The 24918-nt window shown below is 61.4% G+C and carries 19 protein-coding genes; 14 read left to right on the forward strand and 5 right to left on the reverse strand.

Annotated elements, in window-relative coordinates:
- Position 1 precedes the first annotated feature (1 nt).
- The 4 genes from LOY67_RS14390 (at position 2) to LOY67_RS14405 (ending at position 6226) form a co-directional block, all read left to right on the forward strand.
- The gene (locus tag LOY67_RS14390; protein WP_265067766.1) at positions 2 to 1423 is read left to right on the forward strand and encodes an efflux transporter outer membrane subunit; all 1422 of its coding nucleotides are present in this window, start codon (positions 2 to 4) and stop codon (positions 1421 to 1423) included.
- A gap of 324 nt (positions 1424 to 1747) precedes the next feature.
- Positions 1748 to 2803: a tetratricopeptide repeat protein gene (locus tag LOY67_RS14395; protein ID WP_265063121.1), complete on the forward strand. Its 1056-nt coding sequence runs from the start codon at positions 1748 to 1750 to the stop codon at positions 2801 to 2803.
- 253 nt (positions 2804 to 3056) lie between these two features.
- Complete coding sequence (locus LOY67_RS14400; protein WP_265063122.1) at positions 3057 to 4559, forward strand: ATPase domain-containing protein; 1503 nt, start codon at positions 3057 to 3059, stop codon at positions 4557 to 4559.
- The gene (locus LOY67_RS14405; protein ID WP_265063123.1) at positions 4556 to 6226 is read left to right on the forward strand and encodes an ATP-binding protein; all 1671 of its coding nucleotides are present in this window, start codon (positions 4556 to 4558) and stop codon (positions 6224 to 6226) included. The genes LOY67_RS14400 and LOY67_RS14405 overlap by 4 nt, the downstream gene beginning before the upstream one ends.
- Positions 6227 to 6476: 250 nt before the next feature.
- On the opposite strand, the gene LOY67_RS14410 is transcribed toward LOY67_RS14405, so the two are convergent.
- Genes LOY67_RS14410 through LOY67_RS14430 form a run of 5 tightly spaced genes read right to left on the reverse strand, consistent with a single transcriptional unit; the run spans position 6477 to position 13020 of the window.
- On the reverse strand, positions 6477 to 6854 hold the full coding sequence (locus tag LOY67_RS14410) for a response regulator (RefSeq protein ID WP_265063124.1): 378 nt from the start codon (positions 6852 to 6854) through the stop codon (positions 6477 to 6479).
- The gene (locus LOY67_RS14415; RefSeq protein WP_265063125.1) at positions 6847 to 8127 is read right to left on the reverse strand and encodes a hybrid sensor histidine kinase/response regulator; all 1281 of its coding nucleotides are present in this window, start codon (positions 8125 to 8127) and stop codon (positions 6847 to 6849) included. The genes LOY67_RS14410 and LOY67_RS14415 overlap by 8 nt, the downstream gene beginning before the upstream one ends.
- A gap of 5 nt (positions 8128 to 8132) precedes the next feature.
- Positions 8133 to 8720 (reverse strand): chemotaxis protein CheB, encoded by a 588-nt coding sequence (locus LOY67_RS14420; RefSeq protein ID WP_265063126.1) that lies wholly within the window; start codon positions 8718 to 8720, stop codon positions 8133 to 8135.
- Positions 8717 to 9532 (reverse strand): CheR family methyltransferase, encoded by an 816-nt coding sequence (locus tag LOY67_RS14425; RefSeq protein WP_265067767.1) that lies wholly within the window; start codon positions 9530 to 9532, stop codon positions 8717 to 8719. Before LOY67_RS14425 ends, LOY67_RS14420 begins: the two co-directional genes overlap by 4 nt.
- Positions 9532 to 13020 carry a response regulator gene (locus LOY67_RS14430; protein WP_265063127.1) on the reverse strand — a complete coding sequence of 1163 codons (3489 nt, stop codon included), beginning with the start codon at positions 13018 to 13020 and terminating at the stop codon, positions 9532 to 9534. The genes LOY67_RS14425 and LOY67_RS14430 overlap by 1 nt, the downstream gene beginning before the upstream one ends.
- A 255-nt stretch (positions 13021 to 13275) precedes the next feature.
- Here LOY67_RS14430 and LOY67_RS14435 point away from each other — a divergent pair, with 255 nt between their 5' ends.
- The 10 genes from LOY67_RS14435 to LOY67_RS14480 all read left to right on the forward strand — a co-directional run bounded on the left by LOY67_RS14435 (position 13276) and on the right by LOY67_RS14480 (position 24854).
- Positions 13276 to 13647 carry a response regulator gene (locus LOY67_RS14435; protein ID WP_265063128.1) on the forward strand — a complete coding sequence of 124 codons (372 nt, stop codon included), beginning with the start codon at positions 13276 to 13278 and terminating at the stop codon, positions 13645 to 13647.
- Positions 13648 to 13723: 76 nt separating this feature from the next.
- Positions 13724 to 15025: a glycosyltransferase gene (locus tag LOY67_RS14440; protein WP_265063129.1), complete on the forward strand. Its 1302-nt coding sequence runs from the start codon at positions 13724 to 13726 to the stop codon at positions 15023 to 15025.
- A gap of 115 nt (positions 15026 to 15140) precedes the next feature.
- Positions 15141 to 16046 carry an AraC family transcriptional regulator gene (locus tag LOY67_RS14445; RefSeq protein ID WP_265063130.1) on the forward strand — a complete coding sequence of 302 codons (906 nt, stop codon included), beginning with the start codon at positions 15141 to 15143 and terminating at the stop codon, positions 16044 to 16046.
- A gap of 344 nt (positions 16047 to 16390) precedes the next feature.
- Positions 16391 to 17701, forward strand: a complete 1311-nt coding sequence (locus LOY67_RS14450; RefSeq protein ID WP_265063131.1) for an ABC transporter substrate-binding protein — start codon at positions 16391 to 16393, stop codon at positions 17699 to 17701.
- 177 nt (positions 17702 to 17878) lie between these two features.
- The gene (locus LOY67_RS14455) at positions 17879 to 18811 is read left to right on the forward strand and encodes a carbohydrate ABC transporter permease (protein WP_413776129.1); all 933 of its coding nucleotides are present in this window, start codon (positions 17879 to 17881) and stop codon (positions 18809 to 18811) included.
- 10 nt (positions 18812 to 18821) lie between these two features.
- Positions 18822 to 19652 (forward strand): carbohydrate ABC transporter permease, encoded by an 831-nt coding sequence (locus LOY67_RS14460; RefSeq protein WP_265063132.1) that lies wholly within the window; start codon positions 18822 to 18824, stop codon positions 19650 to 19652.
- Between the two features lie 39 nt (positions 19653 to 19691).
- A complete protein-coding gene (locus LOY67_RS14465) occupies positions 19692 to 20795 on the forward strand; it encodes an ABC transporter ATP-binding protein (RefSeq protein WP_265063133.1) in 1104 nt (367 codons plus the stop codon).
- A gap of 15 nt (positions 20796 to 20810) precedes the next feature.
- Positions 20811 to 22286 carry a mannitol dehydrogenase family protein gene (locus LOY67_RS14470; RefSeq protein ID WP_265063134.1) on the forward strand — a complete coding sequence of 492 codons (1476 nt, stop codon included), beginning with the start codon at positions 20811 to 20813 and terminating at the stop codon, positions 22284 to 22286.
- 129 nt (positions 22287 to 22415) lie between these two features.
- Positions 22416 to 23903, forward strand: a complete 1488-nt coding sequence (gene xylB / locus LOY67_RS14475) for a xylulokinase (RefSeq protein ID WP_265063135.1) — start codon at positions 22416 to 22418, stop codon at positions 23901 to 23903.
- A 12-nt stretch (positions 23904 to 23915) separates the two neighbouring features.
- A complete protein-coding gene (locus tag LOY67_RS14480) occupies positions 23916 to 24854 on the forward strand; it encodes a carbohydrate kinase family protein (protein ID WP_265063136.1) in 939 nt (312 codons plus the stop codon).
- Positions 24855 to 24918: the final 64 nt, after the last annotated feature.

Raw genomic sequence — 24918 nt, forward strand, 5'->3', positions numbered from 1 at the left:
AATGGGCTTGAAAGTGTTCGTGCCGAGCTTGCTGGCCCTGGCCTTGGGCGCCTGCGCCGTGGGGCCGGACTACAAGGCACCGCAAACCGAGGCGGCTAATATCACCACCGCCACCGATGGCGCCGCCGGCCAGAAGAATTTCGACCGAGCCCGCTTCGAAGGCATCTGGTGGCAACAGTTCGAGGACCCGACCCTCAACGCGTTGGTGACCCGTTCCCTGGAAGGCAACCGCGAGTTGCGCGTCGCCTTCGCCCGTCTGCGGGCGGCCCGGGCCATTCGCGACGACGCCAGCAATGACGCCATGCCGACCATCACCAGTCGCGCCAGCAGCAACCTGGGCAAAGGCCAGATTCCAGGACAGACCACCGACCGGGTCAGTACCGAGCGCTACGACCTGGGCCTGGACATGGCCTGGGAAGTGGACCTGTTCGGGCGCATCCAGCGCAACCTGGAAGCCACCGACGCCGATCAGCAGGCGGCCGAGGCCGATCTCTACCAACTGCAGGTGACCATGATCGCCGAGCTGGTGGATGCCTACGGTCAACTGCGCGGCGCCCAACTGCGGGAAAAAATCGCCCTGGCGAACCTCCAGAACCAGCAAGCGTCGCGCAAGATCACCGAAAGCCTGCGCGATGCCGGTGTCGGCGATCAGCTCGACGTGGTGCGTGCCGATGCACGCCTGGCCTCGGTAGAAGCCAGCGTGCCACAGTTGCAGGCCGAACAGGTGCGTCAGCGCAACCGCATCGCCACGTTGCTGGGCGAGCGTCCGGACAAACTGAGCGTGGACCTGAGTCCCAAGGACCTGCCGGCCATCGCCAAGGCCCTGCCTGTGGGTGATCCGGGTCAGTTGCTGCAACGTCGCCCGGACATTCTCCGTGCCGAACGTCAGTTGGCTGCTGCCACGGCGCGTATCGGCGTGGCCAAGGCCGACCTGTTCCCGCGGGTCAGCTTGAGCGGCTTCCTCGGCTTTACCGCCGGGCGGGGTTCGCAGATCGGCTCCTCGGCGGCCAACGCCTGGGCGCTGGGCCCGAGCATTACCTGGGCAGCCTTTGACCTGGGCAGCGTGCGGGCTCGTCTGCGCGGCGCCAATGCCGAAGCCGATGGCGCCCTGGCGACTTACGAACAGCAGGTTTTGCTGGCCCTGGAAGAATCGGAAAACGCCTTCAGCGATTACGGCAAGCGTCAGCAACGCCTGATCTCGCTGATCCGCCAGAGCGAGTCCAGTCGCGCCGCTGCCGACCTGGCCGAAATCCGCTACCGCGAAGGCACGGTGGACTTCCTCGTGTTGCTCGACGCCCAGCGCGAACGCCTGGCCGCCGAAGACACCCAGGCCCAGGCCGAAGTCGAGCTGTATCGCGGCATCGTCGCGATCTACAAGGCCTTGGGCGGTGGCTGGCAGCCGGAAACCGTCGCCAGCAACTGACCGACCATTGCACAGAGCCCCTTTGGTTGACCGCAATCAACCAATTCTTTGCCCCGCCTCCTCTCTGGACGCGGGGCTTTTTTATCTCTCACCCGGGAACCCCTGTGGGAGCGAGCCTGCTCGCGATGGCGGTGTGTCAGTCAACATGGATGCTGACTGGCAGAGAGCTATCGCGAGCAGGCTCGCTCCCACAAGGGTTTAGCTACATCCCAGCGAGAGCAACCTGTACTCACAGGTCCTGCATACCTATCACAAGGTTTGACTCAGTCCCCCACCTGACCGAAGCTTGCGACATTTCAAGCTTCCCGGTTATGGATTACCTGCATGCCCTCATCTCGCCGCTATCTTCTGCTCAGCCTCGGTGTCCTCCTGGTGATCGGTCTGGTTGCGGGATGGTTGCACAACAGCACCCCGCAGATCCCCGAGGCCATCAAGCGCGGCTACAGTGAAGCCCTGGCACAGGCGCGCAACGGCCTGCCGGGCGCGGCGAGAATGCTCTATCAGCAACTGGGGCGTCCAGACCTCTCGCCCAAGCGGCGCGTGTGGCTGCACGCCGAACTCCCCAACTATCCGAGCCCCCAGGCCCTGAAACTGGCGGATGCGGACCTGCACAACGAATCGGCGGATGTACGTCGGGCCGCCATCGGCAGCATTGTCGGGCTGGTACCCACGGGGCAACGCAGCCTGCTGCTGGGGCCGTTGCTCGACGATGACGACCCCAGCGTGCGGTTTGCCGCCGTGAACGCCCTGCTGGGCCTGTCACCGGATGACCTTGGCTTGTACTTCGGCGCCATGCAACTGGCCATCGACACCTGGGAACAACAACTTCAAGACGGCCCGCAAACCACCGAGTCGTTCTATCAACTCGCCCGCCTGCACCTGCACAACGCCGAGTTGAAAAAAGCCCAGGATGCTCTGGAACAAGCCCTGCGCCTACAGCCCGACAACCTGCCGGCCGTGGTCATGCAGATCGAAGTGCTGGACAAACAGGGCCAGGGCGAAGCCGCGCGACAATTACTCGCCAGGCAGTTGCAAACCCAGCCACAGTCAGCTTACCTGCAACATGCGCTGGGCATGTGGTTGCTGCAACATGGCCAGAGTGAATACGCGGTGCTCGGCCTGGCAAAAGCCGTGGAACTGGAGCCCGACAACCGTCATTACCGTTACGACCTGGCCACCACCCTGCATGCCGAGCAAGAACTGGAGGCGGCGCAGAAACAGTTGCAGGACATCGTCCAGCGCTACCCCGCCGATCGCGAGGCGCGGGTGTTGCTGATCAACTACTGGAAGGAAACCGGGCAGTTGCAGAACGTGCAGATCCTGTTGGCGAAACTGGAACAACTGAACCCCGACGATCCCGCGCTACAGCAAGGCCTGTAGGAGCCCTGTAGGAGCTGTCGAGTGCAACGAGGCTGCGATCTTTCCCCAAACAATGGAATCCAGAGCGAACGCCCAACCAATCAAGCTCAAGCTCAAAACCAAGTTCAAAAAATCGCAACCTTCGGCAGTGCCTACAGAGTTGTACAACTTCACAGGTTTTGTAGCAGGAAGCGGAACCGCCATCACCGCCAAAGGTCAAGTATTCAGACACTTCAACCTGCTATCTACTTCCCTAGCCATGAGGGAGCTATTCTTGCCTACATCTAACGAGTTGATCGACGCCAAAGCCGCCACCGGTATCGAAGGACTGGACGATATCCTCTCCGGCGGCCTGTCCCGCGGCCATGTGTTCCTGCTGGAAGGGGAACCCGGGACCGGCAAGACCACGGTCGCGTTGCAATTCATGCTGGCCGGTGCCCGAGCCGGTGAACGCTCGCTGTACATCACCCTGTCGGAAACCGAACGCGAACTGCGCCAAGGCGCGGCGTCCCACGGTTGGACGCTGGACGACAACATCCATATCTATGAATTGAGCCCGCCGGAAAGCCTGCTCGATGCAGAACATCAGCAAAGCCTGCTGTACTCCTCGGACCTGGAACTGGGGGAAGCGACCCGGCAGATCTTCGAGGTGGTCGAGCGGGTCAAGCCGACCCGGGTGGTCCTCGACAGCCTGTCGGAGATCCGCCTGCTGGCGCAGAGTTCCTTGCGTTATCGCCGCCAGATCCTCGCGATCAAGCATTATTTCGTGCGTTATGACGCCACGGTCCTGCTGCTGGACGACCTGACCACCGAGTCCCTGGACAAGACCGTGCACAGCGTGGCCCATGGCGTGATCCGCCTGGAAGAACTGACCCCTAACTACGGCGCCGAACGACGAAGGGTCCGGGTCATCAAATATCGCGGCCAGAAGTACCGCGGCGGCTTCCATGATTTCACCATCCTGGCCGACGGCGTGCATGTCTTCCCGCGCCTGGTGGCGGCCGAACACCGCGGCGGCTATCAGCGCGAACAGCTGTCCAGCGGCCTGGAGGGTGTGGATGCCCTGCTGGGCGGCGGCATCGAAAGTGGCTCCAGCACCTTGATTCTGGGGCCGGCCGGCACCGGTAAATCGTTGATCTCGATGCTCTTCGCCGTCGCTGCCGTGCAGCGTGGCGAAAAAGCCGCCCTGTTCATTTTCGATGAAGAACTGAGCTTGCTATTCGATCGCATGAAGAACATGGGCATCGACCTGGAGTCGCTGAGGGAATCCGGCAACCTGTCGATCGAACAAGTGGATGCGGCCGAACTGTCCCCCGGTGAGTTCTCGCACCGGGTCCGTCGTTGCGTCGATGACGGCGATATCAAGACCGTCGTGATTGACAGCATCAATGGCTACCAGGCCGCCATGCCGGAAGAAAACGCCCTGGTCTTGCACATGCACGAGCTGTTGCTCTACCTCAACCGCCGGGGCGCGTCGACCTTCATGACCGTCGCGCAACATGGCCTGGTGGGTGACATGCAGGCGCCGGTGGACATCACCTACCTGGCCGACACGGTCATTCTGTTGCGTTACTTCGAGGCACTGGGCAAGGTCCGCCGGGCGATCTCCATCATCAAGAAGCGCACCGGCAGTCACGAGTCCACCATCCGCGAATACCGCATCGGCAGCCAGGGCATGACTGTCGGTGAACCGCTGGAAGCGTTCCAGGGCGTGTTGCGTGGAGTACCCACCTATCTCGGCGAAGGCAATCCGCTGCTCAAGGATGAAGCTCGGTGACCCTGGCTGAGCCCCTGTCCGAGCGGGCACTGATCCTCGCACCGTTGGGGCGGGACAGCCAGGTCGCCCTGATGATCCTCAACGAAGCCGGCTTCCCGGGCCTCATCTGTCGGCACCTAGGGCACTTGTGCGAAGAGCTGGAGCTTGGCGCCGGCTTGCTGCTGGTGTCCTCCGAAGCCCTGCTGGGACCCGGCCTGGAAGCCCTGTTCAACCAGATTGACCAGCAACCGGCCTGGTCGGACCTGCCCATCGTCCTGTTGACCCACCATGGCGGTCCGGAGCGAAACCCGACAGCACGGCTCGGCACACAGCTGGGCAACGTGACCTTCCTGGAGCGCCCTTTCCACCCGGTGACCCTGATCAGCCTGGTAACCACCGCCCTGCGCGGACGCCGAAGGCAGTATGAAGCCCGTGACCGCCTGATCGACCTCAGCAACAGTGAGCTGCGGCTGCAAAACACCCTGGAAACCCTCGAACAGCAGGTCCAGGAACGTACCGCTCAGTTGCGCCACAACGAAGAAGCCTTGCGCCAGTCGCAAAAGATGGAAGCGGTTGGCCAGCTCACCGGCGGCATCGCCCACGACTTCAACAACATGCTCACCGGGATCATTGGCAGCCTCGAACTGTTGCGCAGGCGCCTGGCTCGGGGCCGGACCGAAGACTTGGACAGCCTGATCGACCTGGGCGTGACCTCGGCCAACCGCGCCGCCGGCCTGACCCATCGATTGCTCGCCTTCTCCCGGCGACAATCGCTGGATTCCAAGGCCGTGCAGATGAACACCCTGGTGCTGTCCATGGGCGAGCTGTTGCAGCGTAGCCTCAATGAAAGCATTCGCCTGGACATGCAACTGGACGATCAACTATGGATCGCCGAGGCCGACCCGAACCAACTGGAAAGTGCCCTGCTCAACCTCGTGCTCAACGCCCGGGATGCGATGCCGGACGGCGGAACGCTGGTGGTGCAGACGCGCAACAAGCACCTAGACGCCGGCTTCACCGATGCCTACAGCAACCTGGAGCCCGGCGATTATGTCGTGCTGAGCGTGCAGGACAGTGGGTGCGGGATGCCCGAAGCGGTCATCAACCGAGCCTTCGACCCGTTCTTCACCACCAAACCGATCGGCCAGGGCACCGGGCTGGGCCTGTCGATGATCTATGGCTTCAGCAAGCAATCGCGCGGCCACGTGACCATCGACAGCAACGTCGGTAAAGGCACCACGGTCAGTCTTTATCTGCCGCGCTTCCTCGGCGAAGAAGTGCCCGAGCCCTTGGTCGACACACAACATGCATCCCACGCATTGGCTGGCGAGACCGTGCTCATCGTCGAGGATGATCCGGCGGTGCGGGTGCTGGTCAGCTCGGTGCTCGGTGAGCTGGGCTATGCCTTCCTCGAAGCCGCCGACGCCAATGGCGCGGTACCGATTCTGCAGTCAGGCCGGCGTATCGATCTGTTGATCAGCGACGTGGGCCTGCCGGGCATGAACGGCCGGCAACTGGCGGAAATCGGCCGACAGATCCGCCCGGACCTGCGGGTGCTGTTCATCACCGGCTACGCCGAACATGCTGCGGTACGCGGCGGATTCCTCGACCCGGGCATGCAGATGATCACCAAACCGTTCACGTTTGACCTGTTGACGGCCAAGGTCCGGGAGATGATCGGGACCTGAGACACACCCCTGTGGGAGCCTGCTCGCGATAGCGGTTTTACATTCGACATAGATGCAAGCTGATCCACCGCCTTCGCGAGCAGGCTCGCTCCCACAGGGTTGTGTGGCGTATGCAGATTCTGCATTCACCCAGGAACAAATGTGGGAGCGAGCCTGCTCGCGATAGCGGTTGTACATTCAGCATGGATGCAAGCTGACCCACCGCTATCGCGAGCAGGCTCCCACAGGGATCTGTGCTGGATGCAGGGCTTCAGGACAACATCGTGCGCATGATGCTCTGCAATTCGTCCAGGTCGAAGGGTTTGTCCAGGATCGGTGCCCGGCGGGTGATGGGGCTGTCGGTGTCGCGCACTTCCTGGGCGTAACCGCTGATGAAGATCACTTTCAGCTCAGGACGCAGCTTGACCGCGGGTTCGGCGATCTGCACCCCGGAAATACCCCCCTGCAGGCGGAAGTCGGTGATGATCATGTCCAGGTGGGGCTTGCTTGCCAGGATCTCGAAAGCCTTTGCGCCGTTCTCGGCCTGCAGCACCCGATACCCCGCCCCTGACAGGTAGGCGGACAACACCATCATGATCGACGGGTCATCCTCGACGACCAATACAACATCTTGCGCATCTTCACTCATGGGAAGCCTTCGTTCGATCAATAGCTGCTGATACGACCGTAGAGTCATTCAGAGGTTGCGTCAATGCGACGTTTTTTGGAAGGGCGGTGACCTGCAAAGGCAAGCAGACGCGAAACAACGCGCCCTCGTTGATACGACTGCTGACCGTGATGGTCCCCCCATGGGCGGCCACGATCTGCTCGGAAATGAACAGGCCCAACCCCAGCCCGGAGGTCACCGCCTTGGAGGTCACCCGCTCGAACTGCTGGAAGATGCGTTTCTGGTTCTCGTCGCTGATACCGATGCCGCGGTCCTGGACTTCAACACAGGCATGCTCGGGTGTCTGGTAGACGCGCACATCGATCGGGCTCTTGCCGCCATAGCGCAACGCGTTGGTCAGCAGGTTCGTCACCACCTGCTCGATCCGAAACTCATCCCACAACCCTTCCACCGAAGGCTCGGCGGTGTAGTTCAAGGCGCATTCGGCGGCCAGGATCTGCGGCTGTAAATTACGCAACAGGTTGGCCACCAAGGTTGCGAGGTTGAAACGGGTCGGCCGGATGGACAACTTGCCGGTACGAATGCGTGACACGTCCAGCATGTCCTCGATCAGCCGGATCAGGCTCTTGATCTGCCGCTCGTCGCGCTCGACCATCGCCTTCACCTTATCCAGGCTGAACGCCGCGGCGTTGTCCCGGGCCAGGTGCATCTTGCGCAGCTGAGTCTCGAGGATCAGGCCGTTGAGAGGGGTACGCACCTCATGGGCGACGATCGACATGAAGTCGTCACGCATACGCACCGCCTGCTCGAGTTCGTTGCGGGTGGCCTGCAACTCCTGCAGCAGCACTTCCTGTTCCCGACGACTCTGCTCCAGGGCGACGACCTGTTCCTTCACCGCCCTCTTCTGGCGATGGAGCTCCACAAACACACTGACCTTGCTCTTGACCGCATGGGTGTCCAACGGCTTGTGCAGAAAGTCCACCGCACCGTTTTCATAGCCGGTAAAGGCATAGTTGCGCTCCCGGCCGGCGGCGCTGACAAAAATGATCGGGATGCTGCGGGTCTTCTCCGTGCCTCGCATCAGCTCGGCCAGTTCGAAGCCGTTCATGTCCGGCATCTGTACATCGATGATGGCAAGGGCAAAGTCATGTTGCAGCAGCAGCGACAACGCCTGGTCAGCCGACTGAGCCTTGTAGACCTTGCGGTCGTCACCCTTGATCAGGGCTTCCAGCGCCAACAGATTCTCCGGCAGATCATCGACGATCAGCAGTTTGGCTTGAATATCTCTTGGCATGTGGTTCATTCCAGCCCGGCCAACAATTGGCCGATGTCTTGCAAAGTGAGGATATGGTCGGGCTCGTGCAGCGCCAGTGCTGCTTCGGGCATGGTCGAGACCTGGGCTTCGGCGGGGTCTTGGACGACGGTGATCCCGCCCAGTTCCTTGACCCTGGCCAGGCCCCGGGCGCCATCGTCACTGGCCCCGGTCAGCAACACCGCCAGCAGGTTCGGGCCGTAGGCATCGGCAGCCGATTCGAACAACACATCGATGGACGGCCGGGAGTGACGCACCGGTTCCTCCAGGCTCAACGACAGGCTGCAATCGGCCTCGACCGACAAGTGGTAGCCAGGTGCAGCGACATACAAGGTACCGGGCTTGATGTCCTGCTTGTCCTGCGCCTCTTCCACCGGCACCGCCAGACGACGGTCAAGGACCTGGGCCAATTGGCTGTGGCGCTCGTTGGGCAAGTGCAGCACCACCAGGATAGGCAAGCTGAAGCCCTTGCGCAGTTGCCCGAACACCCTGAGCAGCGCGTCGACACCGCCGGCGGAGGCGCCAACGGCAATGGCTTCGATCCGGGACCAGGATCCTTCCGTCGTCTGGTTCATAGCTTGCGATAGATCCGTTCCTGTTTGACCAACGGCTCGAATTGCTTGCCGTAATTCGAGAAATCCAGCGTTTCCTTGCTGCCCAACACCAGGAAACCGCGGTGACAAAGGGACTCATGAAACAGCCCGAACGCACGATCTTGCAATTTTTTATTGAAGTAGATTAATACGTTACGGCATGAAATTAATTGAGTTTCTGAAAAAACGCTGTCAGTCGCCAGGCTGTGGTCGGCAAAAGTCACATTCTCGCGCAGGGTCTTGTCGAACATCGCGTAATCGTAGGCGGCAGTGTAGTAATCGGCAAAGGATCGCCGCCCGCCGGCCTGCTGGTAGTTCCGGGTATAGGCTCGCACGTTGTCCAGGGCAAAAATGCCCTGCTTGGCCTTCTCCAACGACCTGGGGTTGATGTCGGTGGCGTAGATGAGCGTACGGTCCAACAGCCCCTCTTCGCGCAGCAGGATCGCCATGGAATAGACCTCCTCTCCGGTGCTGCACCCGGCGATCCAGATCTTGATCGAAGGATAGGTCTTGAGCAGCGGCACCACTTCCTGACGAATCGCCAGGAAGTGCGAGGGGTCGCGGAACATTTCGCTGACAGGGATCGTCAGCAGCTGCAATAACTGCATGAACATGCCGGGGTCGTGCAGTACACGCTCCTGGAGCGCCGAGATGGTCCGGCATTCGAACTGGCTCAGCGCATGATGGACCCGGCGCTTGATGGACGCACCGGAGTAATCCCTGAAATCGTAGCTGTACTTGAGGTAGATCGCGTCGATCAACAGACGCAGTTCAATGTCGGTGTCTCTTTCCACTAAATTCTTTCCATATTCGGCAACCACACGCGAATCAGCGAAAACAGGCGATCCAGGTCGATCGGTTTGGCCAGGTAGTCGTTGGAACCGGCCGCAATGCAGCGCTCCTGATCATCCTTCATGGCCTTGGCCGTCACGGCGATGATGGGCAGCTTGCGCCAGCGCGGGTCCTTGCGGATGCGTGCGGTGGCTTCGAAACCGTCCATTTCCGGCATCATCACGTCCATCAGCACCAGGTCGATGTCTTCCACTTCACTCAGGCGTTCGATCGCTTCGTAGCCGTTACGGCCGATGATCACGACCGCCCCTTTTGCCTCCAGGGCGCTGGTCAGTGCAAAGATGTTGCGCACATCATCATCCACCAGCAGCACTTTGCGCCCTTCGAACACCTTGTCCCGGCTGCGGGCTGTCTTGAGCATCCGCTGCCGTTCATGGGACAACCGCGATTCGACTTTGTGCAAAAAGAGTGTGACTTCGTCCAGCAGGCGTTCTGGCGAGCGGGCGCCCTTGATGATGATCGAGCGCGAATACTTGCGCAGGTCGGCCTCCTCATCGCGGGTCAGGTTGCGCCCGGTGTAGACAATCACCGGCGGGAACGAGCAGATCTCTTCGGTGGACATGCGCTTGAGCAAGTCATTGCCCAGCATGTCCGGCAACTTCAGGTCGATGATCATGCAGTCGTAGACGTTGCTGCGCAGCAGATCCAGGGCCTGCTGGGCCAGACCAACGGCGGTGATCTCGATGTCCTCGTCACCGATCAGGCGGGTAATGCTGTCACGCTGCAAGTCATCGTCTTCCACCAGCAACACCCGTTTGACCTTCTGGGTCAGCTTGGCTTCCAGACGGGCGAACACGTCCTTGAGCTCTTCACGGGTGGTCGGCTTGACCGCATAGCCGATGGCACCCATGTGCATGGCGGCTTCGACGCGATCTTCGACGGAAATCACATGCACCGGGATATGCCGGGTCTCGGCCTGCTCCTTGAGCCGCTGCAACACTGTCAGCCCGGAATGATCGGGCAGGCGCATGTCCAGCAGGATCGCATCGGGGCTCAGTTGCGAGGCAAGGTCAAAGCCTTCGTCGGCACCGTGGGCCACCAGGCACAGGTAACCCAGTTCATGGGCAAGGTCGAAAAGGATCCGGGCAAACTTGGGCTCGTCTTCGATCACCAGGATGCAACGGGCATCGAACGGCGCCTTATCCCGATCGTCGGCGAAGCGGGCAATGGACGGTTCCACCTGGGCAACCAGCGGTACCGGTGCGGGGACCGGCGCATGGGTCACGGGCGCCGGCACAGCGGCCGTTGGCGTAAATGTCCGCGGCTCCACCGGGGTATCCCCCGGCTCGACATAACGCTCAGGCAACACCAGCGTGAACACACTGCCCTGCCCCGGCGCGCTGGAAACCGAGATCGAGCCGCCCAGCAAGGTCGCCAGGTCCCGCGAGATCGACAGCCCCAGGCCGGTGCCGCCGTAACGGCGATTGGTGGTACCGTCGGCCTGGCGGAATGCCTCGAAGATGCTCTGCTGTTGTTCAGGGGAAATGCCGATGCCCGAATCCCGCACCATGAAGGCAACGCCTGAACCAGGCTGGCCAGCCACGGACAGGCTCACGGTGCCTTGCTCGGTAAACTTCACCGCGTTGGACAGCAGGTTCTTGAGCACCTGTTCCAGGCGCTGGCGGTCGGTGTACAGCATCGCCGGTGCGTCAGGAAGAACCTGCACATCGAAGCCCAGGCCCTTGTCGGCCGCCAGGGGCTTGAACATGTCGCGCAAGCCTTCTACCAGGCGCGACACACCGGTGTTTTCCGGGCGAACCTCCAGTTTGCCGGCCTCGACCTTGGAAATATCGAGGATGTCGTTGATCAGGTTCAGCAGGTCGTTGCCGGCGGAGTAGATCGATTCGGCAAACTTGACCTGTTCCTCGCTGAGATTGTTCTGCGGATTCTCCGCCAACAGCTTGGACAGGATCAGCGAACTGTTGAGCGGCGTGCGCAGCTCGTGGGACATGTTGGCGAGGAACTCGGACTTGTACTTGCTCGAACGCTGCAACTCTTCGGCGCGTTCCTGCAACTGCAGCTGGGCCAGGTTCAGTTCGTTGTTCTTCTGATCCATGGCATCGCGTTGTTCGGCCAGTTGCTCGTTGGTCTGCTCCAGCTCCTGTTGCTGGGCCTCAAGATGGACCTGGGACTCCTTGAGAACGCGCGACTGTTCCTCCAGCTCTTCGTTGGCGGTCTTGAGCTCTTCCTGCTGGACCTGCAGCTCTTCGTTCAACTGCTGGGTTTCCGCCAGCACTTCCTGCAAGCGCTGCCGGTAACGGGCGGCTTCGATGGAGGTACCGACGTTACCGGCAATCAGCTCCAGCAGCTCGATATCGCGCTCGGTCAAGGGCCGCAGAAAACCCAATTCGATAACACCGTTGATTCGGTCATCGTCGCTGGTCGGCACCACCACCACGCTGTTGGGCAAGCCTTGCCCCAGCCCGGAGCTGACTTTCAGGTAATCGTCGGGCACATGATCCAGCCGAATGAGACGTCCCTGCTGCACGGCCTGGCCGGCGATGCCTTCGCCGGCAACGATCACCTGGTGCTGTTCGTCATCCTCCCGGGAAAGACCGTAAGTGGCGACCCGCTTGAGCACGCCGCTTTCCTCTCGCGCATAAAGCGCCGCGACGGCGGCGCCGAGGTACTTGGCACAGAACTGCAGGGTGTTGCGCCCCAGCAGGTTCAGGGTCAGTTGCCCCAGCACCTGCTCGGCCAACTGGGTCTGGCCACTACGCAGCCAGGCCTGTTTTTCCAGGTGCGAGGCACTCTCTTGTTGTGTCCTGAGACTGGCGCCGTAACTGTTGGACAGGCTCAACAGATCCCGCCGTCCGACATAGGCCAGCAACCCACTGATCGCGGCAACGAACAGCAGATACAGGGCAATGCTCCAGAGAGTGGTGGAGCGCACCTTGTCGTTGCGCTCCGTGCGCAGTTGCTGCTCGGTATTGACGATGTCTTCGAAGGTCTCGCGGATTTCGTCGGTCAAGCGCTTACCGCGCCCGGCCTTTACCACGCCCCGGTAATCGCCGCTGCTGCGTTGCAGCTCGATCATGTTCTGAGCGTATTTGGCCCACTCCACCTGGAGCGCCTGCACCTTGTGCAGGCGATCGGTCTGGACGGGGTTATCGGCTGTCAATTCCAGCAATGTCTCAAGCGCGACGGCAATCCGCGGCTTGGCCACCTCATAAGGTTCCAGGTAGTGCTCATCGCCGTTCAGGAGATAACCGCGCATGCCGGTTTCCAGGTCGACGCTCAGTTTCAGCGCTTCATTGGCATTATTGATCACTCGATCGCTATGCTCGACCCATTGGATCACCGACAGCAGATAGGTGATCAGCACAATGAAAAACACCGCGCTGAGGCCGCCCATGCCCAACGGCAGGCTGATATTGCGACTCAGGAGCTTGCGAAAACTTTGCTCGTCAACCGAAGACGAAGGAGTCATGGAAAAGGCCTTGGCAAACAGTTGGAAACCATGGAGTCTGCCCGAAAGTTACGGGTTGGATCCACACTTCTGACAAGATCGAAGGCATGATTCCCCTGGCGGTCTGCCCTGTAGCAAGGAAGCGACTATCCTTGTCAGCTCTTGTACTATAGATCCTTTCTTGTACAGGCTCGGGAACTTGTGTCGCCTCGCCACTTACTCATGCATGAGGCCTTTTTTCGCCCCTCCCGATTTTATTTCCTGAGAATAATGACTATGTCCACCCCCGCTCCTGCCGCTGCCACCACCGTTCTGGTAGTCGAAGACGACGACATCGTCCGCATGCTGATCGTCGATGTACTGGAGGAACTGGAATATCAGGTGCTCGAGGCGGACGGTTGTGAGCAGGCACTGGACTACCTGCGCAACCCGGACCAACCGATCGACCTGATGATGACGGACATCGGCCTGCCGGTGATGGACGGCCGCGAGCTGGCCAGGCAAGCCCGCCTGGTGCGGCCCGGGTTGCCGGTCCTGTTCGCCAGCGGCTATGCCGAAAGCATCGACGTACCGGAAAGCATGGCGGTGATCGGCAAGCCTTTTTCCATCGATCAACTGCGCGACAAGGTCAAAAGCATTCTTTCTTGAGCCCAGGCGGATTCTTGGTCACTATCGGCGCCCCCGCGCCGACCGCGCCTGATCCCTCCCAAGGAAATGCCCGCTCATGTCTCATCCCACCGCCCTCAAGGTCCTGGTCATCGGTTATGTCTGGCCCGAGCCGCGTTCATCGGCGGCGGGTGGGCACATCATGCAGATCCTGGAAGCCTTCCTCGGGCAAGGCTGGGACATCACCTTCAGCAGCCCGGCAAGGCCCGGCGAGAACCGTGCGGACCTGATCGAGCTGGGCATCCGCGAAGTGCCCATCGAACTCAACAACAGCAGCTTCGATGCGTTCGTCGGCGAACTGGCGCCGGATATCGTCCTGTTCGACCAATTCATGATGGAAGAGCAATTCGGTTGGCGGGTCGAGGCGCAGTGCCCCGGCGCCCTGCGTGTGCTGGAAACCTCCGATTTGCAGAGCCTGCGCCACGCCCGGCATCAACGCCTCAAGGATCGCTTGAAGGCTGACGGTGCGTCCCAGGATTTCAGCGATCTTTTCGCGCCAAACCTGTCCGAGGAATTCCAGCGGATGGCCGACACCGATATGGCGAAGCGCGAGATCGCCGCGTTGTACCGCTGCGACCTGAACCTGATGGTATCGGAAGTTGAGATCGAGCTGTTGGTGGAACAATTCAAGGTACCCCGTGACCTGCTGCTCTGGTGTCCGTTGATGGTGGACCTGCCGGCCGCGCCATCGGTGCCATTCGAAGACCGGGCGCATTTCTTGAGTATCGGCAACTTCCGCCATGCGCCGAACTGGGATGCCGTGCTCTGGATGAAGAACGCCATCTGGCCGCTGATCCGCCAGCAACTGCCGGGCGCGCAACTGCATCTGTACGGCGCCTACACCCCGCCAAAAGCCGCCGCGTTGCATAACCCGGCCCAGGGGTTTCATATCATGAACTGGGCCGAGGATGCCCTGCAGGTGATGTCGGCGGCCCGCCTCTGCCTGGCGCCGCTGCGTTTCGGTGCCGGCATCAAGGGCAAGCTGATCGAAGCCATGCTCTGTGGCACGCCAAGCGTCACCACGCCCATCGGCGCCGAAGCCATGCACGGGGAAATGCCGTGGCCTGGAACTGTCAACCAGAGCGCCGCAGACATCGCCAGCGCTGCCGTGCAGTTGTACTGCGACGCGACCCGCTGGAACCAGGCCCGGGACGCCGGCCTGAAACTCCTGGCGGAGCGTTACCGCAAAGAGGTCCATGGCCCGGCGCTGATTGAAAGTATCCAGGCGTGCCGTGCCAACCTGGCGCAACGACGTCGAGACAATTTCACCGGCAGCATGTTGCGCCATCACCAGCACAAGAGCACCCAATACATGTCCCAATGGATCGAAGAAAAGCACCGCAACAATGCCCCCGGGTAGGTGCCAGCATCACTAATGGCTTTTCACCGGGCGACCATCGGCAGGCTATTCGGGGTGGCACCTGCTCGGCGAAGGGGGCATTATCCAGCGGCGATAACAATAAAAGCGCAGGCCCATGACCCGAACAGCAAGAGTCACCGACCCTTCCTACGAGTTGATGGATGACCATAACGGACTGTCCATCATCTATCGCCAGCACGGCTTTCCTTGCCCGTTGGTGCGCTGGCATTTCCATAAGGAATACGAGCTGCACCTGATCGTCGCCAGTTCCGGCAAGGTGTTCATTGGCGATTACATCGGCAACTTCTACCCGCAGACCCTGTTTCTCACCGGCCCCAACCTGCCCCACAACTGGATCAGCCAGGTGGCCGAGGACGAAGTGGTGCCCAAGCGCGACATGCTGGTGAATTTCACCGACGAGTTGTTCGAAAGCGGCCACCAGGTATTTGCCGAACTCAAGACCATCGCGCCACTGCTCGAACGCGCCCGCTACGGCATCGAGTTCCGCTGCAAGCGCACCATCCGCCAGGCGATGATCCTCATGCAGCGCATCGCCGATTCCCAGGGCATGAGCCGCCTGGGCTATTTTTTCATTCTGATGGAGTTGCTGGCCGCCACAGATGACTATCAGGTGCTCTCCGGCGGCGCGTCTTCGCAGATGACCGACGAACACAGCATTGACCGTACCAACCGCGCCGTGGACTACATTTTTGCCCACTACGCCCGGGAGCTGCCCCTGGAAGAAGTCGCCGATCACCTGGGCATGAAACCCACCTATTTCAGCCGGGTGTTCAAGCAGGCCACGGGGCGCTGTTTCATCGAGTTCGTCAATCGACTGCGCATCAGCAAATCCTGCGAACTGCTGGCCGACGGCGACAAACCGGTCACGGATGTCTGTTTCGAGTCGGGCTTCAACAACATCTCGAACTTCAACCGACGCTTCCAGCAACTCAAGGGCATGACCCCTTCCCACTATCGGCGGCTGGCGGTGCAGCGGTTGACCGAGCAGAACCAGGGCTGAGGCTTTTCGGCACCACTTGCTCCCGCTGGGTTGGGTAGGAGCTGGCGAAGCCTGCGATCTTTTGATCTTGATCTTTCGCGCACGACTCAATGGTCTGGGACAAGATCGCAGCCTCGTTGCACTCGACAGCTCCTACAGGCGCGACCCAGCGGGCGGCGATGTTTTGCTAAATCCATTCATCAACGAATCATCCCAGTGCAAAAAAGTATCAGCACCAGTGCGACGGATGATTTGTCACGCCGTCCATTGAAGGCTGTAATCAGCGCACATTCTTCCCTTCATCCGGAAGACAAAAAACAATAACTGTCCTTCCGCCGCCTTCCGGCACGGAAAAGGAGTGCGCGATGAAACCTTCGGTAAAAGCTCTGCTTGTCTCCACCTGCATGACCCTCAGCAGCGTCAGTTTCGGCGCACAGACCCTCACCATTGCTACCGTCAACAACAGCGACATGATTCGCATGCAGAAGCTCTCGAAAACCTTCGAGGCGCAGCACCCGGACATCACGCTGAACTGGGTGGTGCTCGAAGAAAACGTCCTGCGCCAACGACTGACCACCGACATTGCCACCCAGGGCGGACAGTTCGATGTGCTGACCATCGGCATGTACGAAGCTGCACTCTGGGGTGCCAAGGGCTGGCTGGAGCCGATGAAAGACTTGCCCGCTTCCTACGACCTGGATGACGTCTTCCCTTCCGTGCGTGACGGTCTGTCCGTCAAGGGTTCGCTGTATGCCCTGCCGTTCTACGCCGAAAGTTCGATCACCTATTACCGCACCGACCTGTTCAAGGACGCCGGGCTGACCATGCCCGAACACCCGACCTGGACCCAGATCGGTGAGTTTGCGGAAAAACTCACCGACAAGACCAAGGAGCAATATGGCCTGTGCCTGCGGGGCAAGGCCGGTTGGGGCGAGAACATGGCGCTGATCACCACCCTGGCCAACGGCTACGGGGCGCGCTGGTTCGATGAGAAGTGGCAGCCGCAATTCAATGGTCCCGAGTGGAAAGACGCGCTGACCTTCTACGTCGACAACATGAAGAAATCCGGCCCGCCAGGTGCGTCGAGCAACGGTTTCAACGAGAACCTGGCCCTGTTCAACAGCGGCAAATGCGCGATCTGGGTCGATGCCAGCGTCGCCGGCTCGTTCGTGACCGACAAGACCCAGAGCAAGGTGTCCGACCATGTCGGTTTCACCTTCGCCCCCCACGAAAAAACCGATAAGGGCACCTCCTGGCTGTACTCCTGGTCACTGGCGATCCCGACCAGTTCCAAGGCCAAGGATGCCGCCAAGGTCTTTACCAGTTGGGCGACGTCCAAGGAATACAGCCAACTGGTCGCCAAGACCGATGGCATCGCCAACGTACCGCCAGGCACCCGCGCCTCGACCTACAGCGACGACTACATGAAGGCCGCGCCGTTCGCCAAGGTCACGCTGGAGTCGCTGAAAGTCGCTGACCCGAAAGCGCCAACCCTCAAGCCCGTGCCTTACATCGGCATCCAGTTGGTGACCATTCCTGAATTCCAGGCCATCGGCACCCAGGTCGGCAAGTTCTTCTCGGGCGCGCTGACCGGCCAGCAGAGCGTGGACCAGGCGTTGACCGCCGCGCAGTCCACCACCGAGCGCGAGATGAAGCGTGCCGGGTATCCCAAGTAACCGCGCCGCTTCCATTTCTGTAGGAGATCCCGTGTGGGAGCGAGCCTGCTCGCGATGGCGGTGTGACAGCCACCTCGATGTCGACGGTCAGGACGCTATCGCGAGCAGGCTCGCTCCCACAAGGAATTGCTCCCACATTTGGGTTCTTCATAGGCCTGCATAAAACGGTTCAATGCCATGAATACTTCAACGACAACCGCCAAAGCGCCGCTCGAAATGGCCGCACCGACGCGCAAGATCCGCCTGGCGAACCCCGGCTGGTTCCTGGTCAGCCCATCGGTAGCCTTGTTGCTGCTGTGGATGATCGTGCCCCTGGGCATGACCGTCTACTTCTCGATGATCCGCTACAACCTGCTCTACCCCGGTGAGAACGAATTCGTCGGGCTGGAGAACTTCACCTACTTCCTCACCGATTCGGGCTTCATGCCCGGCGCCACCAATACTTTGTTGCTGGTGGGCAGCGTGCTGTTGATCAGTATCGTGTTCGGGGTTCTCATCAGTGCGTTGCTCGAGGCCAGCGAGTTCTTTGGTCGCGGCATCGTCCGGGTCATGCTGATCTCGCCGTTCTTCATCATGCCCACCGTGGGCGCACTGATCTGGAAGAACCTGATTTTCCACCCGGTCTCGGGGATCCTCGCTTCGGTGTGGAAACTGTTCGGCGCGCAGCCGGTGGACTGGCTGGCCCACTACCCGCTGCTGTCGATCATCATCATTGTCAGTTGGCAGTGGCTGCCCTTCGCCATCCTGATCCTGATGACCGCCATGCAGTCCCTCGACCAGGAACAGAAAGAAGCCGCCCGCCTGGACGGCGCCGGCCCGGTCGCGATTTTCTGGCATTTGACCCTGCCCCACCTGGCACGGCCGATCGCGGTCGTGGTGATGATCGAGACCATTTTCCTGCTGTCGGTGTTCGCCGAAATCTTCACCACCACCAACGGCGGCCCCGGCTACGCCTCGACCAACCTCGCCTACCTGATCTACAACCAGGCGCTGGTGCAGTTCGACGTCGGCATGGCTTCGGCCGGCGGCCTGATTGCCGTGGTGATTGCCAACGTCGCCGCCATCATCCTGGTGCGGATGATCGGCAAAAACCTGACCGACAAGAACTGAGGCCGCCGCCATGACACTTCAACAATCCCGTCGGCTGCAAAGCCTGCTGCTGGGCACGCTGGCCTGGGCCATCGCGATCCTGATCTTCTTTCCGATCTTCTGGATGGTGCTGACCAGCTTCAAGACCGAAATCGACGCATTCGCCACGCCGCCGCAGTTCATTTTCGCGCCGACGCTGGAGAACTACCTGCACATCAACGAACGCAGCAATTACTTCAGTTTCGCCTGGAACTCGGTGGTGATTTCCTTCAGCGCCACGGCCTTGTGCCTGCTGATCGCGGTACCGGCGGCCTACTCCATGGCGTTCTATGAAACCCAGCGCACCAAGGGCACCTTGCTGTGGATGCTCTCCACCAAGATGCTGCCACCGGTGGGCGTGCTGATGCCGATCTACCTGCTGGCCAAGAGCTTCGGCCTGCTGGACACACGCATTGCGCTGATCATCATCTACACGCTGATCAACCTGCCCATCGTGGTCTGGATGATTTACACCTACTTCAAGGACATTCCCCGGGACATCCTCGAAGCCGCGCGCCTGGACGGTGCGACCCTGTGGCAGGAAATGGTTCGCGTACTGCTGCCGATTGCCAAGGGTGGCCTGGCCTCCACCGTGCTGCTGTCGCTGATCCTGTGCTGGAACGAGGCGTTCTGGTCGCTGAACCTCACTTCGTCCAAAGCCGCGCCGCTGACGGCCCTGATCGCCTCCTACTCCAGCCCCGAAGGATTGTTCTGGGCCAAATTGTCCGCCGTCTCGACCCTGGCCTGCGCGCCGATCCTGATCTTCGGCTGGATCAGCCAGAAGCAACTGGTGCGCGGTTTGTCCTTTGGCGCCGTGAAGTAACGCGCCCTACACCCTAATCAGACGTGGAGGCCCATCACCATGGCCAACCTGAAAATCAAGAATCTGCAAAAAGGCTTCGAAGGCTTTTCCATCATCAAGGGCATCGACCTCGAGGTGAACGACCGTGAGTTCGTGGTCTTTGTCGGGCCGTCGGGCTGCGGCAAATCCACCCTGCTGCGGCTGATCGCCGGCCTGGAAGAAGTCAGCGACGGCACCATCGAGCTGGATGGGCGCGACATCACCGAAGTCAGCCCGGCCAAGCGCGACCTGGCGATGGTGTTCCAGACCTACGCCCTGTACCCGCATATGAGCGTGCGCAAGAACATGTCCTTCGCCCTGGACCTGGCCGGCGTGCCCAAAGCCGACGTCGAGAAGAAGGTCAACGAAGCCGCACGCATCCTTGAATTGGGGCCGATGCTCGAACGCAAGCCCAAACAGTTGTCCGGCGGCCAGCGCCAGCGGGTGGCAATCGGCCGGGCCATTGTGCGCAACCCGAAAATCTTCCTGTTCGACGAACCGCTGTCCAACCTCGACGCTGCCTTGCGGGTGCAGATGCGCCTGGAGTTGGCGCGGCTGCACAAGGAATTGCAGGCGACGATGATCTACGTGACCCACGACCAGGTCGAAGCCATGACCCTGGCCGACAAGGTGGTGGTGCTCAACGGCGGGCGCATCGAGCAGGTCGGCTCGCCGCTGGAGTTGTATCACCAGCCGGCCAATCTGTTTGTCGCCGGGTTCCTCGGGACGCCGAAAATGGGCTTTCTCAAGGGCAAGGTCAGCGCACTCAACAGCCAGGGCTGCGAAGTCCAGCTGGACGCGGGCACGCGTATCCAGTTGCCGGTAAACGGCGCCAGCCTCAGCGTCGGCAGCGCGGTCACCCTGGGCATCCGTCCGGAGCACCTGAACCTGGCACAACCCGGCGAGTGCACGCTGCAAGTGACCGCCGATGTCAGCGAGCGACTGGGCAGCGATACCTTCTGTCACGTCAACACCTCGTCTGGTGAAGCCTTGACCATGCGGGTACGCGGCGATCTGGCGAGCCGTTTCGGCGAGCAACTGAACCTGCACCTGGACGCCCAACACTGCCATTTATTCGATGCCGATGGCGTAGCGGTTACCCGCGCGCTGCGCGCCGCTGCCTGATTGCCGAGACCCGTGATGAAACTCAACCGTCAAAACCTGCACAACCTCAAGCCGGAAGTCGCCTTACCCGCCTATCCCCTGAGCGATATCCGCCAGGGCATCGCCCACATCGGCGTCGGTGGCTTCCATCGGGCTCACCAGGCGTACTACACCGATGCGCTGATGAACACCGGCGCCGACCTGGACTGGGCCATTTGCGGCGTCGGATTGCGGGCCGAAGACCGCCGCGCCCGGGATGACCTGGCCGGCCAGGATTATCTGTTCACCCTGTACGAACTGGGCGACAACGACGACACCGAAGTCCGCGTGATTGGCGCCATCAACGACATGTTGCTGGCCGAAGATGGCGCGCAGGTACTGATCGACAAACTGGCCGATCCGCAGATCCGCATCGTTTCGCTGACGATTACCGAGGGCGGCTACTGCATCGACGACAGCAACGGCGAGTTCATGGCTCACCTGCCGCAGATCCAGCACGACCTGGCCCACCCGGACGCCCCGACCACCGTGTTCGGCTTCCTCTGCTGCGCCCTGGCCAAACGCCGCGCCGCCGGGACACCGGCGTTCACCCTGATGTCCTGCGATAACCTGCCCCACAACGGCGCAGTGACCCGCAAGGCGCTGCTGGCCTTCGCCACGTTGCATGACACTGAACTGGCACAGTGGATCGACCACAACGTGAGCTTTCCCAACGCCATGGTCGACCGCATCACCCCCATGACCAGCGTCGCCCATCGCCTGCAACTGCACGACGAGCACGGGATCGACGACGCCTGGCCGGTGGTCTGCGAGCCGTTCGTGCAATGGGTGCTGGAAGACAAATTCGTCAACGGGCGTCCGGCCTGGGAAAAGGTCGGCGTGCAGTTCACCGATGACGTTTCGCCCTACGAAGAAATGAAGATCAAGCTGCTCAACGGCAGCCACCTGGCCCTGACCTACCTGGGGTTTCTCAAGGGTTATCGCTTCGTCCATGAAACCATGAACGATCCGCTGTTCGTGCGCTACATGCGCGCCTACATGGACCTGGACGTGACGCCGCAACTGGCGCCCGTGCCGGGCATCGATCTGGGCGACTACAAGAACACCCTCGTGGAGCGTTTTTCCAATCAGGCCATCGCCGACCAGTTGGAACGGGTATGCTCGGACGGCTCGTCGAAATTTCCGAAATTTACCGTGCCGACCATCAACCGCCTGATCGCCGACGGTGGCGATACCCGGCGCGCAGCGCTGGTGGTCGCGGCCTGGGCCGTGTACCTCAAGGGTGTGGACGAGAACGGCGTGAGCTATGCGATTCCAGACCCACGCGCCGCATTCTGCCAGGCCCTGGTGGCCGACGATGCGCTGGTGACCCAGCGGATGCTGGAGGTCGAGGAGATTTTCGGCACGGCGATCCCCCGCTCGGCGGAGTTCGTGGCGGCATTCGAGTGGTGCTGCAACAGCTTGCGCGAGCATGGGGTGACCCGGACACTTGAACGGGTGTTGGAGGATTAGGTTGATCGTTCCCACGCTCTGCGTGGGAACGCAGCCAGGGACGCTCCGCGTCCCAAAAACCGAACGCGGAGCGTCCGTTGAGGCATCCCCACGCAGAGCGTGGGAACGATCTGTCATACGAGGATTTCCATGGCAAACCAACAATTGTTCCTAGGCATCGACTGCGGCACCCAAGGCACCAAGGCCCTGATCCTGGATGCGATCAGCGGCCAGGTGCTAGGTCAGGGCGCCGCGGCCCACAGCATGATCAGCGGCGCCAACGGCCGGCGCGAGCAAGACACCGGGCAATGGATCGAAGCTTTCATCCAGGCCACCCACCAGGCCTTGGCAGACGCTGGCGTCGACGGCCAGGCGATCCTCGGCGTTGGCGTCTCCGGCCAGCAACATGGCCTGGTGTTGCTCGATGATCAGGACCAGGTGCTGCGCCCAGCCAAACTCTGGTGCGACACCGAAAGCGCACCGCAAAACGATCAGCTCCTGATGCACCTGGGTGGCGAAAGCGGCGCCCTGGAACGCCTCGGTGTGGTCATCGCCCCGGGCTACACGGTTTCCAAACTGTTGTGGACCAAGGAACACCATCCGCAGATCTTTGCCCGCATCGCCCACATCCTGTTGCCCCACGATTTCCTGAACCACTGGCTCACCGGCCGCCATTGCAGCGAATACGGCGATGCCTCGGGCACCGGCTACTTCAACGTGCGCACCCGTCAATGGGACCTTCAGTTGCTGCAACACATCGACCCCAGCGGTCGATTGCAAGCGGCGTTGCCGGAACTGATTGAGGCCCATCAGCCGGTGGGACGCATCCTGCCGGCCATTGCCGCACGCCTGGGCATCAACCCCGAGGCCGTCGTGGCAAGCGGCGGCGGCGACAACATGATGGGCGCCATCGGCACCGGTAATATCCAGCCCGGCGTGATCACCATGAGCCTCGGTTCCTCCGGTACGGTCTATGCCTATGCCAGTGAGCCCGCGGTCAGCCCGCAAGCCTCGGTAGCGGCCTTCTGCTCATCCAGCGGCGGCTGGTTGCCGCTGATCTGCACCATGAACCTGACCAACGCCACCGGCGCAATACGCGAATTGCTCGAACTGGACATCGAGGCCTTCAACGCCCTGGTAATCCAGGCCCCGATCGGCGCCGAAGGGGTCAGCATGCTGCCGTTTCTCAACGGTGAGCGCGTCCCCGCCCTGCCCCATGCCACCGCCAGCCTGCTAGGCCTGACGACCACTAACCTGAACCGGGCCAACCTGTGCCGGGCCGTCGTCGAAGGCACCACCTTCGGCTTGCGCTATGGCTTGGACCTGCTGCGGGCCACAGGGCTCGACGCCCGGAGTATCCGCCTGATCGGTGGCGGCTCGAAGAGCCCGGTCTGGCGGCAGATCGTCGCCGATATCATGGACACCCCGGTCATCTGCACCGAACAGAGCGAAGCGGCTGCCCTGGGCGCGGCGATCCAAGCGGCCTGGTGTCATTCCGGAGCGCAGCAAGGCCTGGCCGAACTCTGCGAGCGCTGCGTCAAGCTCGACCCGGCCAGCGAAACCCGGCCGGTCGCCGAACATGTCGCGGCCGCCCAACAGGCCTATGAACGTTATCGACAACACGTCGCAACCCTTTGAGAGCGGGCAACTATGTATCTGGTGTGTGGTGAAGCACTGTTTGATTTTTTCAGTGACAAAGAGGACGGCGGCCCGGCCTCGCAGGTGAACTTCAAGGCCATTGCCGGCGGCTCGCCATTCAACGTGGCAGTGGGCCTGCGTCGCCTGGGGGTGGAATCGGCACTGTTTGCCGGGCTGTCCACTGACTACCTGGGGCGGCGCTTGCAACAGGTCCTGCTCAACGAGGGCGTCAGTGCAAAGTACCTGCGGGACTTCGACGCCCCGACCACCCTGGCGATGGTCGCCGTGGGCGCAAACGGCTCGCCCCACTACAGTTTTCGCGGCGAAGGTTGCGCAGACCGGCAGTTGGGCATGCAACACCTGCCGGAGTTGGGCCCTGAAGTGAGTGGCCTGCATTTCGGCTCGTTCTGCCTGGTGGTGCAGCCGATTGGCGACACCTTGCTGGCGTTGGCGCAACGCGAAAGCGGCAAGCGCCTGATCAGCCTGGACCCGAACGTGCGGCTCAACCCGCAGCCGGACATCGAGCTGTGGCGCTCACGGATTGCAACGCTGGTGCAGTATGCGGACCTGATCAAGGTCAGCGACGAAGACCTGAGCCTGCTCTACCCCGAACGGGATCCTCAGGCGGTGATCGAAGGCTGGCTGGAACAGCGTTGCCAGGTGGTATTCCTGACCCGTGGTGGTCAGGGCGCAACCGTGTTCAGCCGTCGCCATGGCACATGGTCGATGCCGGCCTGCACGGTGAAAATCGCCGATACCGTGGGCGCCGGCGATACCTTCCAGGCCGCACTGATTACCTGGCTGATCGAACAACAACTGGATTCGGTCGAAGGCCTGCTGACCCTGACCCGGGATCAGATCAGCGCCATGCTCGACTTTGCCATGCGGGCAGCCGCACTGACCTGCGGCAAGACCGGACCGGACCTGCCCTATCGCCAACAGTTGAACTGACCATTCACCCAGGCTGCCGCACCACTCGTGCATCGCGGCAGCCTGGGTGCCTCCAAAGCCAAGT

The organism is Pseudomonas sp. B21-056 (genome assembly GCF_026016325.1).
Classification (GTDB): Bacteria; Pseudomonadota; Gammaproteobacteria; order Pseudomonadales; family Pseudomonadaceae; genus Aquipseudomonas.

What these genes read in the sequence shown, in the direction of transcription:
- LOY67_RS14390 (WP_265067766.1), top strand. Translation starts at nt 2, where the DNA reads ATGGGCTTGAAAGTGTTCGTGCCGAGCTTGCTGGCCCTGGCCTTGGGC.
- LOY67_RS14395 (WP_265063121.1), top strand. Translation starts at nt 1,748, where the DNA reads ATGCCCTCATCTCGCCGCTATCTTCTGCTCAGCCTCGGTGTCCTCCTG.
- LOY67_RS14410 (WP_265063124.1), bottom strand. Translation starts at nt 6,854, where the DNA reads ATGAGTGAAGATGCGCAAGATGTTGTATTGGTCGTCGAGGATGACCCG.
- LOY67_RS14415 (WP_265063125.1), bottom strand. Translation starts at nt 8,127, where the DNA reads ATGCCAAGAGATATTCAAGCCAAACTGCTGATCGTCGATGATCTGCCG.
- LOY67_RS14420 (WP_265063126.1), bottom strand. Translation starts at nt 8,720, where the DNA reads ATGAACCAGACGACGGAAGGATCCTGGTCCCGGATCGAAGCCATTGCC.
- LOY67_RS14430 (WP_265063127.1), bottom strand. Translation starts at nt 13,020, where the DNA reads ATGACTCCTTCGTCTTCGGTTGACGAGCAAAGTTTTCGCAAGCTCCTG.
- LOY67_RS14435 (WP_265063128.1), top strand. Translation starts at nt 13,276, where the DNA reads ATGTCCACCCCCGCTCCTGCCGCTGCCACCACCGTTCTGGTAGTCGAA.
- LOY67_RS14440 (WP_265063129.1), top strand. Translation starts at nt 13,724, where the DNA reads ATGTCTCATCCCACCGCCCTCAAGGTCCTGGTCATCGGTTATGTCTGG.
- LOY67_RS14445 (WP_265063130.1), top strand. Translation starts at nt 15,141, where the DNA reads ATGACCCGAACAGCAAGAGTCACCGACCCTTCCTACGAGTTGATGGAT.
- LOY67_RS14450 (WP_265063131.1), top strand. Translation starts at nt 16,391, where the DNA reads ATGAAACCTTCGGTAAAAGCTCTGCTTGTCTCCACCTGCATGACCCTC.
- LOY67_RS14455 (WP_413776129.1), top strand. Translation starts at nt 17,879, where the DNA reads ATGAATACTTCAACGACAACCGCCAAAGCGCCGCTCGAAATGGCCGCA.
- LOY67_RS14460 (WP_265063132.1), top strand. Translation starts at nt 18,822, where the DNA reads ATGACACTTCAACAATCCCGTCGGCTGCAAAGCCTGCTGCTGGGCACG.
- LOY67_RS14465 (WP_265063133.1), top strand. Translation starts at nt 19,692, where the DNA reads ATGGCCAACCTGAAAATCAAGAATCTGCAAAAAGGCTTCGAAGGCTTT.
- LOY67_RS14470 (WP_265063134.1), top strand. Translation starts at nt 20,811, where the DNA reads ATGAAACTCAACCGTCAAAACCTGCACAACCTCAAGCCGGAAGTCGCC.
- xylB (WP_265063135.1), top strand. Translation starts at nt 22,416, where the DNA reads ATGGCAAACCAACAATTGTTCCTAGGCATCGACTGCGGCACCCAAGGC.
- LOY67_RS14480 (WP_265063136.1), top strand. Translation starts at nt 23,916, where the DNA reads ATGTATCTGGTGTGTGGTGAAGCACTGTTTGATTTTTTCAGTGACAAA.